Genomic DNA, 10,429 nt, shown 5'->3' with positions numbered 1-10,429 from the left:
ATCTGGCACAACCACCGCACCGGACAACCCACCACACGATCACTGATCGCCTACGACCACTAACTTCGGAACTACTCGTCTAGCAGAGCGGCCATTGGGAATCGGGTCCGGCCCAACGTGATTGACTTCTGTCCGATGCTGGCCAGATCCGTCCACGGACCATCCTCTCCTCCCTAGCGCTTGATCCTTTTCGGCGCTCGTATTCCCGGAGCGCTCGTTTGTGCAGCGGCGGGCGAAACCATGTGACAGTCGGAGTTGAGCGGACGGGGTGCTCTGGGGCGTGGCGTCAGATGGACGCCCCTCTTACGTTTCATTGGCTGCTCTCCGAGGCTCGGGCGGTCGATCGAGGCGGCGTGGCGGGACCGGACGGAACAGGCCGCCCGCCCCGGCGCGCCGGGGCGGGCCCCCTGGAAGACGTAGGGAAAGTTCTCACCGGGCGTGCTGGGGGAACCTGTCAACGCGGTTAGGCGGGTCCGCGCCCGGTGTCTCCCCCACTGTCGTGCTGATTGCGATGCTTCGGCGTCCGTCACTTGCGTTATGAGACCCGGTGTGCTGCCAGGATCGGGTGCATGAGTGATGTGGTCGGTAAGGGTTTCTGGTCGTGGTCCTACGACGAGGTGATGCGGCGTGAGGGGTCGGATCTGGATGTGCGTGTGGTGGTTGCGGGCATCCCGCAAGACGTGAAGAACGAGCTGAAGTACGACCAGGTCCCTTGGAGCCGTTTCTGGCACGGCTACGGTCCAGCGGTGAACGTGCCCGAAGACTTGGAGCAAGTAGCTTCTCCCGACGACCAGACCGCTGGGCGAGCCCTGAAGAAGCTAGGGGACGAAGTGCTGCATGAGGGGGGGACCTACCCGCCAGCGGCGCTGGCGACCCCGTTCTTGCTTCGTCTGGCCGTCGCGCCGGTAGCGCACCATCGTGCCGACCTCCTCTTGCTTGTCGGTGGAGCGGCACGGCGACGGTATTACGGGGACGGAACGCGGAAGGGGCTGCTCCAGATCGAGGATGACCACCCGATGGTCCTCTTGAGCGGCGAGCTGGAAAACTGGGCGGTACGGGCGGCGCGCATCGCGCTCACCGCTGACGTGTCTCTGCTGCTGGAGTTGCTCAATGATGCCGATGCGCGGGTCCGGTCGGGTGCCTGCTACGTGCTGGCCACGGTCTTGGACGGCACCGAGCTGGTTTCCCTTGCGTTGCGGCGACGGTTGGACGTTGAGGATGTGCCGGCCGCGCGCGTGAGCATCGTCCTGGCGCTCGCTCAACTGGCCGCAGAGCATCACGATGAGAGCACCGTCGAGCTGTTGCGGCAATGGTGGTCGGCTCCGGACCGGCCCGTCGATTGGCGTGTGAGTGCCGCGATCGGTTGGCTCTGCCTGGTCGACGATCCGGTCCCCGAGGAGCTTCGGACCCTGCTCACCACGCAGATCACCGATGAACTCGCCGAACAGCTCGGAGGCGTCCCGTGGATGGAAGGGGTCGACTGGGACGGTGGCGGTCTACGACGCTGCGTGCACCTGATGCTCAATCCTGAGGTGGACTGGCGGGCGGTGCATGGCGATCCTTGGGCCGAGCCGAGTAAGTAGTGCCCCGCCGCGCAGCTCCAACCGGCGGCTACAGGTGTCGATGAGATGTTGACTCTGTGTCACCGACGGGGAAGTATGGAGCGCAAAGCTTGCGACCTCGTCTGAAGGGGCTTTGCTGGGGTGAGGCTCAGACGGAAGGCAGAGTGCTGGTGATCGGACTTTCTCGGATGCCGGAGACGCATCGTGAACGAGCCTGGGAACGTCGAACGGTGACTGCGTCCTTCAACCTGCCTGCGGCTCGCGTGCACGAGTCCGTGACCTGGACTGCGTGCCTTTGATCCGCGCGGGCTGCGTGCACTGGCGATGGTGTTGGCTGTGAGCGTTGAACCGTCTAGCCGTGCCATCGTCGAGGCTGCCTGGCAAGCCGTGAGGGACGACGGGCGGGTTCGCACCGAGCTGATCGATGCCGCCTATGCCGAGCCTCGTCTTCGCGAGTTGTTCCCGTGGACTGGGATGGGGGAGTTGCATTTCAGCCGCTGTACCGGCCAGCGCTGGACATGGGACATCCTCTTCATTCAGCCTGCGCGGGAGGCGTATTGGGTATCGGGCCCATCACGGTCCGAGACACTGGGGCCAGTAGCAACTGCCGCCCAAGCCGTCGCGATGGTGGTCCAGCACCTCCCTGAGAAGTGCGGGCCGGCCTTCGTCGGCACGCCGGAAGAACTCGCCGCTCACGAAGCGATCGAGTAGCAGCTGAAGAGCCATGAGTGATCCGCCGAAAGGCCATCTCTTGCCCCCCCGCGCCGCAGGGGGCAAGAGATGGCCTTTCGGCGCGTTATTGGCCTGGATCGGGCGCGATCCAGGCGAGGTGCTGGGGGACCGGGTGCGGTCCGTGAACGGGAGACGGGGGGTTGATGGGAGAGACAGACAGCAAACGACGGAGTGAGGGTGGGGCGGAGGGCGCGAAGGCGTCGGTATCAGCGCGGGGTGGACCGGAGGACGTGCCGGATTCCGGTGTGGGTTTCGGAGCGGGAATGGGCTGCGTTGAAGGCGGCTGCCGAGCGGTCTGGGTGGGCATTGGGGGCGTTCGTCGCCGAGACGGCTTTGTCGGTGGTTGAAGAGCGGGAGCCGCTGGAGCATGAGCCGTGGCGAGAGGCCGTGACCTGCCTGATGCAGGCGTCCGGGCAGGTGAACCGGGTCGGGGTCAACCTTAACCAAGCGGTAGCCACGCTGCAGGCGACCGGGGCTCCGACTGCTGCGCTTGAGGGGTATGCGAGGACAGCAGAGCGCGTTCTTCTGCGGCTGGACGAGGCTGTGCAGGAGGCCCGGAGGAAGCTGCGGTGACCGTTCGTTGATTGCCAAGGTCCTGCGGCGGGATCGGGTTCATGGCGTGCTGCGGTACCTGTTCGGGCCGGGTGCGAACGTTGCGCCGCGGATTGTGGCTGGGTTTCGGCCCGCGCATCTCCTACAACCGACGCAGCGAGAGGACGGACGCTGGGACCTCCGGCACTTGGCTGAACTGCTGTCGCTGCCGGTGGAGGTTCTCGGGGATCGGAACCATCCTCGGCCGGTGTGGCATGTGCCGGTACGAGCGGCGCCAGAGGACCCGATCCTGAGCGATGAGCAGTGGGCGCAGGTCGCCCGCGAGGTGATGGACCGGTCCGGACTGGCCCCGGACGACGATCCGGACGGCGTCCGCTGGATCGCGGTCCGGCACGCCGACGACCATGTCCACCTTGTAGCCACCCTGGCCCGTCAGGACGGGACGCGTCCGAAGGTGTGGAACGACGCCTACCGCGTGCGGTCCGCGTGCCGGTCGATCGAGGAGACCTTCGGACTGCGGCAGACGGCTGCGGCCGACCGGACCGCGGCCCGACGTCCGACGTCCGACACGAGGAGAGACGGAGAAGGCACGGCGGATCGGCATGCCACGCGATGCGCGATCCGAACTGCGTCGGCTCGTGCAGACTGCGGCGGCCGGGGCCGGGAGTGAGGCCGCGTTCTTCTCCGGGCTTCAGGAGGCAGGCGTCCTCGTCCGGCTCCGGCACAGCGAACGCCAGCCGGACCAGGTGACCGGCTACGCGGTTGCAACGCGGGAAGGTCGGACGGCGAGCGGACACCCGGTCTGGTTCAGCGGTGGCAAGCTGGCCGCTGACCTCACCCTTCCCAAGCTACGGGCGCGCTGGCAGTCCGGAAGTCCGGCCGTGTCCGGACGGGATCTGTCAGAGCAGACCGCGCGGGCCTACCTGCGGACCGTCCTCCGGGAAGCCGCCGGACAGGCACGGACGCCTGCCGAGTTCGTTCAGCACTTGGAACGCGAGGGGCTGGTGGTTCGGCTTCGGCAGAGCGAGACCAATCCAGGTGAGATCACAGGCTACGCCGTCGCTCTTCCCGATCACTTAGATACTGACGGCCAGCTCCAATGGTTCAGCGGCGGGAAGCTGGCGGCCGACCTCTCGTGGCCGGCCTTGTGGCGCGCGCTGCGCGGCGGGGTGCCAAGGCCTCCACCCCCGGAACTGACGACGGAGGAGCGCAAGGCGATCTACCGGGACGCGACGAGGGCGGCGGAGTTCGCGACCGCCGAGATTCGCCGCAACACGGTCGTCGATCCACACCGTGCCCAGGACGCTTGCTGGGCCGCGGCCGACATGCTCAGATCGGCTGCGCTCGCGACCGGGAATCGCCACCTGGACCAGGCCGCGGACGCCTACGACCGTGCAGCCCGCGCACCATATGGACGCATTCCCCGCCCGACACCAGCAGGGATGCGGCTGCGCGGCATCGCCCGAGTCCTAGCGACCACCAGAGCCGGTGACGCGGGCTTCATGCTCCAACTCGCCGCCGCACTCGTGACACTCATCGAAGCGATCACAGACCTGCACCGCCTGCATCGCCGACAGCCCCAAGCGGACGCGGCCAGGACCGCGGCAACACTTATCCGCCGGACGACAGCGGAGCACCCCGAGCCACCCTGGTTGCTTCAGACCCCAGAAGCAGAGAAGCCAAGAGCGATCGCCTCGAACGCACTCCCGGACGTTCCGGAAGTAGCACCGGTGCGGGCGGAGCTGCCGCAGGGATGGCGACCCCCGTTCACTGCCAGTCCGCCCATTCGACGCGCGCCGGATCCAACGCCGAGACGACGCAGTCCGACCCGTTAAGACCCGCAGGGGCAGGCCGCCATGCTCATGACGGCCTGCCCAAGCGAAACGGCCTCAGGATGAGGTGTCGATCTGCAGGATGATCGCCTCGACGGCGTCCTGCAGATCGAGCAGCGGGTATCGAAGGGGCAGGCCGTCCTCGGTGCACCAGGCGAAGCCGTCGCAGGTGATGTCGATGCGCAGCCTGTCGAGGTGGATCGTGGTCGTACCGGGAGCGTCACTCACGCGCTTGGCGGGCAGGCCACGCGACCGAAGAGCGTGAAGGAGCTGCTGCCTCGCACGAAGCGGGTTCGGCTTCACGCTTGTGCCGATCCAGGGTTGCGGCAGAGGCAGCGTGAACCAGACAGCCTTCCCTTCCACCGGGTTCGCCTGGAGGCGGGCACGGCTCGGATGCGCGCCGACCGAGGCCGCGAGGGCGGCGACGATCGCGAGTCCCTTCCCGTGCTCGTCCAACAGGTAGTCGTCCGACCGGACAGGAATGACGTCGCGGGCGGTGTCGAAGACCGTGACCACCAGATGAGGGGAAGGGCGGGTGCGTATCCACGTCCAGAGCTCGGCGCTGCTGCTCGGCGCGTGGAGCAGCTGGTTGGTGGCCAGCTCCGAGACGGCGAGTGCACCGTCGTCGATGAGGTCGGACGGCAGTCCGAGATCGTTCATGACGATGGTGAGCGACGAGCGTGCGACGGAAGCGCAGCTCGCGTCACTCGGCAGAGGGAAGGAGCAGTGCCCTCCGGTGATGAGGTCGGGAGAGAGACTGTTCAGCACGGCACATCCCGCCCGTCCCGCCGCCCGCGCTGGCTCGGGACGCAGCACGCCTTCCTGCACGAGCCGACCTTGGCAGGATGCTCGAGGCGGCGCCGTCCTGTGAACCTGCGCAGAAGCCGGGAGAGCAACCCGCGCGGCCGAGGCTTGGGAGGTGCCGGGACGTCCCTTGTCCTCGGAGTCGGGACGCACCTCGCCGAGGTGCTCGGGACGCGCTGGGAAGCCGCAGCCGACGGCTGAGGAACTGACGACCAAGCAGGACGCCACTCCGTCCGTCGTGCGAGGACGACGAGCTGAGCATGCAGCTCCTCAGCCGTGGCCGCTTCCAAGAGGCGGAACGTACCGTCCGGCTCCTGGTCGAGGTGCCAGTAGCTCCCCGTCCACTCTCCCCACCATGCGACAAGCGCGGGATTGCGGGCGTGCAGCTCGGCGAGCACACGCTCCGGGTCAGGTTCGTGCCTTACCCAAGGCGACTGGCTCAGAGAAGAGGCACCCGCGTGCGGAAAGCGAACGGGGGCTGGCGGGGACGAGCCCGCGGGTTGGACTGTCCCCACACCCGGGGGATTCGTACGATTGTGCATTGGTTGGATCTCCAGAATCCGATCAAGGTCCCGGTCGGTGTGCCAGCACCGGCCGGGACCGCCTCCTCTGGCGGGGCACTCCTTCCTCGGTCCCTCGGGGCGGATGGCTTGCCTCATCTCACCCAGTGGATCTAGATCGACACGTTGAGTCATTGAGTTGTGGCGCAATCATGCGCCTTCGATCGCTCACCTGTCCATGCACTTGTTCAGATTCGGGCGTGACATTCTTGAGTTGATCAGCCAAAACGATCACGCGACTGTGTAAGGCTTCACGCCATGACCGAGCAGAGCCCGACCGTCAGGCATCGACGTCTGGCCCGCCAGCTTCGTCAAGAACGCGAGCGCGCGGGTGTGACGATGGAACGGGCCGCTGCGGCGCTCGGGTGGAGCCGCCCAAAACTTGTGCGGTTCGAGACGGCCAAAACAAGGCCGAGGCCCTCGGATGTCGAAGCGATGCTTGATCTCTACGGCGGCGACGAGGCGATGAAGCTCGCCCTGGTGGAGCTGGCGAAGCACGTCCGCAAGAGGGGTTGGTGGTCGGCGTTCAACGACGTGCTGACCGGGTCCTTCGCCGAGTTGGAGGATGACGCGGGCAGCATCCGCACATGGCAGGTCCAGACAGTGCCTGGCCTCCTCCAGACCAGCGACTACGCGCTTGCCGTGATTCGTGCGGGCAGCAAGGACGAACCTGAGGCCGTCCAACTGCGGCGACTTCAGGCGCGTATGGCTCGGAAGGCCGTCCTCGAACGCCAGGACGGTCCACAGTTCACGGCCGTGCTCGACGAAGCGCTTCTTCGGCGTCCTGTCGGAGGTGCATCGGTCATGGCCCGCCAACTCGACGCGCTTGCTGACGCGGCTCGCAAGCCCAACGTCAGTCTCCGAGTGCTCCCCGCGAGCGCGGGCGAGCACAGCGGACTGAACGGGTCCTTCGTCATCCTGGGCTTTGAGGGGGCCTTCGACCCCGATGTCGTCTACGTCGGCGGAGTCGCGGGCGAGATCTTCATCGAGGATGTGGAACAGGTTGCTCGTTGTACGGTGAGGTTCGACTGGCTGACTGATCAAGCGCTCTCCGAGGACGACTCGCTGGCCTTGATCGAGGACCTCGCAGAGGAGTACCGGCAGTCTTATGAGTCCTCACGTTGATCTCTCCGAAGCTCGCTGGCGCAAGTCGAGTTGGAGTGGGAGCACGGACAGTGACTGCGTCGAAGTGGCACCTGTCTCCAGGTTCATCGCCCTTCGCGACTCAAAGGCGCCGGACTCGGGCGCTCTCTTCGTCACTCCCACTGCGTGGCGCGCGCTGCTGCACTCCGTGGGACACCTGACGAACGACTGACAGGGATTCACGTTCACCTCCTCCGCCTCATCGCTGGCGCGGCGAAGGAGCACATGCCTGCATGACCGAGGGGGTCGCAGAGTGGACGGCCTTGACCTCTCCGGCGCGAGTTGGCGAAAGAGCTCCAGAAGCGACGCCACGCGAGAGTGCGTAGAGGTCGCGGCCGTCGCCTCGCACGTGCCCATCCGCGACTCGAAAGCCACGGACGTCGGGACCCTGCTCGTGACGCCCATTGCCTGGCGCGCGTTGCTGCACTCCCTGGGAGCGCGGGCGAACGGCTGATGTGATGGTGTCGGTGCCTGGTGGCAGTATCCGGCGCCATGACTGCCTCGACCTCTGACTATGCCTGGTTCAGTGACTTCCGGCGTGGCTGGCTCTCTGAGTCGTACTGCCTCTCTCTGATCCAGGGGCTGGCTCCCGCCGAGTTCCTGGCGCGGCTCGGCGCTGATGTCCAGGGTGAGTTCCAGGGCCTGGAGGCCTACGCCGACCTGGACGAGGAGTTCCAAGACGGTCAAGTGGTGTACGGCGACTACATGTTGGTGGGTGCAGCGTCGGTTCCTGGCTCGGACGGCCCCTGGACGCTGGCTCTGGAGGTCAACGGCAGCCTCGGCATCGACGACCGGTTCATGGGGCCGGCGTCCGCTGGGACGCAGGCCATCTCGCACTTCCGCAACGCCAAGGCCATCACCTACTTCCACTGGTGGCAGGACGGAGAGAAGCGCACCGCTTTCGAATGGCCTCGAGAGCGTTCCGGCAGCACTCCCGACGCACTGCTGGAAGTCATGCAGCGGGTCGGCTATGACCTCGACAGTGACGACCGAGACTTGGGCACTCCCGGGCTGTTCGCACTGGCCGAGGAACTCACCGGCGTCCGTGTCACTGCCGAGATGCTGGAGAGCGCCACCTACACCGCCGGGATCGTCACCATCCCCGACCAGGAATGGACCAGCGTCGTTATCCACAGCACGGACGCCACTGGCGAACGCACCTACAAGGAGATCACCCGGGAACAAGTGGAGCAGGCCATGGCTGAGCACCGCGAACAGTCCGCGAGGCCGCTCCCGCCGCACCCGGACCCGATCGTGTTCCGCCTGGAAAGCGATCCGCAGCCAGACCAGACCTAAACGGAAGTCCGAGCCTCCAACTCTCATGGCCACGTCCCACGATGGTTGTGGAGCGACTACTCAGCGTGGCAATGTTGGAGCGCAAACAGCTTCAAGCTTTGTTAAGTAGTCGGAGAGTGTGCTGCTGAGTGCCTCGTTCGCTGACCTGGAGTGCGTTGATGTCTGAGCAAGCAGGCCGTGATCCCGATGTGCTGACCACCGCGGAGCTGGCGGCGAAGTTGGGGTTGTCGGCGCAGACCGTCCGGCGGATGGCCAACGCCGGGCAGACCCCCGCGCTCAAGACCGGCAAGGACTTCCGGTACTCCTGGGAAGCCGTTCGCGAGGTCCTTCGGCAACCGCATCGTGAGCCGGAGCTGTCCGTCCCCAAAGAACCCGAGCCGAAGAAGGGTGCGGGATACCGTGCGCAGCGCCGGGCTCGGTCTGGCGCTGCGTCCACTGCCAGCGAGAACTGAACCGGCTGTCCACCCGCGTGCGCTTACGACGGCGGGGGGTCGTTCGTGAGCGGCGCGACGACTCGTGAAGCAGGTGATTGTGAGCAGTATCGACAAGCGCATCGCCGCCCTGACCTCCTGGAGCAGAACGCACGACCGCAAGAAACGGACCCAGCCCGCCCGTGACGCCTTCCTCGCTCGCTTCGAGCGCGAGGTTGATCCGGACGAGCAGCTCGCTCCCGCGGAGCGGCGGCAGCGGGCCGAGCATGCGAAACGGGCTTACATGCTGCGTCTAGCCAAACGGTCGGCGCAGGCGAGACGGAAGCGGTGAACGACGAAGGCCCCGGGCGGATGCCCGGGGCCTTCGCGTTCCTGCTCAGTCCTCCATGATGCGGTCGTAGGTGCGGCGGGCGCGTTTGCTGGCGGCGCTCTTGCCGTAGCGGCGGAGCATCTGCGGGGACGTCCAGCCGTTGAGTTCCATCAGGTCGCCTTCGGCGCCGCCCCGGTCGAGCCAGGTGTGCGAGAAGTGGTGGCGGAACTTGTGCGGGTTGACGGCGACGCCGCACTCCTCACCGCGTCGGGCGACCATCTGGTAGACGTCGTTCGCCGTCATGGGCGGGCGGTTGTTGGCGCCGAGCCAGAGGGCACGGTTGGACGCGGTGTGCTTGGCGCGGACGCGGATGTAGCGGTCGACGGCGCGGGCCGCTCCGTGGCCGAAGCGGACGATGCGCTGCTTGTTGCCCTTGCCGGTGACCAGGAGTTCGCGGCGCATCAGGTCGAGGTCGCTGCGGTCCTGGTCCTCGGGGTTGTACTTGATGCCGACGAGCTCCGAGAGGCGGAGCCCGGTCGAGCGGAAGAGCGTCAGGATGGCGAAGTCGCGACGCTGGACGAACGTCCGGCCCTCGCAGCCGCGCAGGAGCTTGTTGAGCTCTTCCTCGGTGAAGACGGGGACGACCTTTTCGCCCACGGCCGGGGGCCGGAGCTTGGCCATCGGGTTCGGGAGTTCCTCGTCCTCGGACCACCAGCGGAAGAACTGCTGGAGGGCCCGGTACTGGTTGTTCGCGTAGCTGTCGGAGTAGGTATCGAGCAGCCAGACCATCCAGGCCCGGACGTCGTCGGGGATGACGTCGTCCCAGTCGGTGTGGGTGGTCTTGTCGCGGAGGTGCGCGGCGGCGAACCATTGCGTCGCTTCGACGTAGGTTCGTACCGTCTTAGGGGATTTGCCCTCAGCGTTGAGGTGGAGGGCGAAGGAGTTGATCGCGGCCTGGTAGGAACCCGCCTGCAGGTTCTTGGGCCGCCTGCGATGCGTACCCATCGTGGGAAAGTTTTCCTCTGTTCCAGCGGTATACACCTGGGGTGATCAACCCGTTACCGGTGTTCTCGCTGGTCAGAGGCAAGATGTGGGCAGGGGCGGGGTCGAACCGCCGACCTTCCGCTTTTCAGGTAGAGCAACACCCCTACCGGCTGGACGCCCCACGAGGTCGGACGGTGCTCGATGGGGCCTCGTGGTGGCGGCC

13 protein-coding genes and 1 tRNA gene are annotated in these 10,429 nt (G+C 66.5%); 11 read left to right on the top strand and 3 right to left on the bottom strand.

The features are described 5' to 3' along the window. Window positions 1–569: 569 nt before the first annotated feature. The 5 genes from DZF91_RS05035 (at window position 570) to DZF91_RS39450 (ending at window position 4,681) form a co-directional block, all read left to right on the top strand. A complete protein-coding gene (locus DZF91_RS05035; protein WP_117356318.1) occupies window positions 570–1,583 on the top strand; it encodes a HEAT repeat domain-containing protein in 1,014 nt (337 codons plus the stop codon). A 315-nt stretch (window positions 1,584–1,898) separates the two neighbouring features. Continuing rightward, entirely contained in the window at window positions 1,899–2,273 is a 375-nt protein-coding gene (locus DZF91_RS05030; protein ID WP_199486418.1) for a DUF6193 family natural product biosynthesis protein, read from the top strand. Between the two features lie 237 nt (window positions 2,274–2,510). Beyond that, window positions 2,511–2,867 (top strand): plasmid mobilization protein, encoded by a 357-nt coding sequence (locus DZF91_RS39455; RefSeq protein ID WP_158587855.1) that lies wholly within the window; start codon window positions 2,511–2,513, stop codon window positions 2,865–2,867. Window positions 2,868–2,874: 7 nt separating this feature from the next. Then, window positions 2,875–3,516, top strand: a complete 642-nt coding sequence (locus DZF91_RS38775) for a relaxase/mobilization nuclease domain-containing protein (RefSeq protein ID WP_147340999.1) — start codon at window positions 2,875–2,877, stop codon at window positions 3,514–3,516. After that, window positions 3,485–4,681 (top strand): hypothetical protein, encoded by a 1,197-nt coding sequence (locus DZF91_RS39450; protein WP_158587854.1) that lies wholly within the window; start codon window positions 3,485–3,487, stop codon window positions 4,679–4,681. The genes DZF91_RS38775 and DZF91_RS39450 overlap by 32 nt, the downstream gene beginning before the upstream one ends. A gap of 54 nt (window positions 4,682–4,735) precedes the next feature. On the opposite strand, the gene DZF91_RS05015 is transcribed toward DZF91_RS39450, so the two are convergent. Further along, window positions 4,736–5,446, bottom strand: a complete 711-nt coding sequence (locus tag DZF91_RS05015) for an ATP-binding protein (RefSeq protein WP_117356315.1) — start codon at window positions 5,444–5,446, stop codon at window positions 4,736–4,738. A gap of 854 nt (window positions 5,447–6,300) precedes the next feature. Between DZF91_RS05015 and DZF91_RS05010 the strand changes: the two genes are divergently transcribed. From DZF91_RS05010 to DZF91_RS04985, 6 genes are all read left to right on the top strand, one after another. Further along, window positions 6,301–7,167: a helix-turn-helix domain-containing protein gene (locus DZF91_RS05010; protein ID WP_117356314.1), complete on the top strand. Its 867-nt coding sequence runs from the start codon at window positions 6,301–6,303 to the stop codon at window positions 7,165–7,167. Further along, the gene (locus DZF91_RS05005) at window positions 7,151–7,357 is read left to right on the top strand and encodes a DUF397 domain-containing protein (RefSeq protein ID WP_117356313.1); all 207 of its coding nucleotides are present in this window, start codon (window positions 7,151–7,153) and stop codon (window positions 7,355–7,357) included. Before DZF91_RS05010 ends, DZF91_RS05005 begins: the two co-directional genes overlap by 17 nt. An 81-nt stretch (window positions 7,358–7,438) precedes the next feature. Then, entirely contained in the window at window positions 7,439–7,639 is a 201-nt protein-coding gene (locus tag DZF91_RS05000; protein WP_117356312.1) for a DUF397 domain-containing protein, read from the top strand. 38 nt (window positions 7,640–7,677) lie between these two features. After that, entirely contained in the window at window positions 7,678–8,481 is an 804-nt protein-coding gene (locus DZF91_RS04995) for a DUF6461 domain-containing protein (RefSeq protein WP_117356311.1), read from the top strand. A gap of 158 nt (window positions 8,482–8,639) precedes the next feature. Continuing rightward, window positions 8,640–8,933 (top strand): helix-turn-helix domain-containing protein, encoded by a 294-nt coding sequence (locus tag DZF91_RS04990; protein WP_117356310.1) that lies wholly within the window; start codon window positions 8,640–8,642, stop codon window positions 8,931–8,933. Window positions 8,934–9,012: 79 nt separating this feature from the next. Then, window positions 9,013–9,243, top strand: coding sequence for a hypothetical protein (locus tag DZF91_RS04985; protein WP_199486417.1), 231 nt, complete (start codon window positions 9,013–9,015; stop codon window positions 9,241–9,243). Between the two features lie 45 nt (window positions 9,244–9,288). Here the strand turns inward: DZF91_RS04985 and DZF91_RS04980 are convergent, their stop codons facing one another. Further along, window positions 9,289–10,227: a tyrosine-type recombinase/integrase gene (locus DZF91_RS04980; protein ID WP_117356309.1), complete on the bottom strand. Its 939-nt coding sequence runs from the start codon at window positions 10,225–10,227 to the stop codon at window positions 9,289–9,291. A gap of 86 nt (window positions 10,228–10,313) precedes the next feature. Next, window positions 10,314–10,386: transfer RNA gene (locus DZF91_RS39445), tRNA-OTHER, on the bottom strand. Window positions 10,387–10,429 lie beyond the last annotated feature (43 nt).

The organism is Actinomadura logoneensis (assembly GCF_003428695.1).
Lineage (GTDB): Bacteria > Actinomycetota > Actinomycetes > Streptosporangiales > Streptosporangiaceae > Spirillospora > Spirillospora logoneensis.
Note: the sequence above shows the minus strand (reverse complement) of the source record. Positions and strands in the feature narration are given on the sequence as shown.

What these genes read in the sequence shown, in the direction of transcription:
- DZF91_RS05035 (WP_117356318.1), top strand. Translation starts at nt 570, where the DNA reads ATGAGTGATGTGGTCGGTAAGGGTTTCTGGTCGTGGTCCTACGACGAG.
- DZF91_RS05010 (WP_117356314.1), top strand. Translation starts at nt 6,301, where the DNA reads ATGACCGAGCAGAGCCCGACCGTCAGGCATCGACGTCTGGCCCGCCAG.
- DZF91_RS05005 (WP_117356313.1), top strand. Translation starts at nt 7,151, where the DNA reads ATGAGTCCTCACGTTGATCTCTCCGAAGCTCGCTGGCGCAAGTCGAGT.
- DZF91_RS04995 (WP_117356311.1), top strand. Translation starts at nt 7,678, where the DNA reads ATGACTGCCTCGACCTCTGACTATGCCTGGTTCAGTGACTTCCGGCGT.
- DZF91_RS04990 (WP_117356310.1), top strand. Translation starts at nt 8,640, where the DNA reads ATGTCTGAGCAAGCAGGCCGTGATCCCGATGTGCTGACCACCGCGGAG.
- DZF91_RS04980 (WP_117356309.1), bottom strand. Translation starts at nt 10,227, where the DNA reads ATGGGTACGCATCGCAGGCGGCCCAAGAACCTGCAGGCGGGTTCCTAC.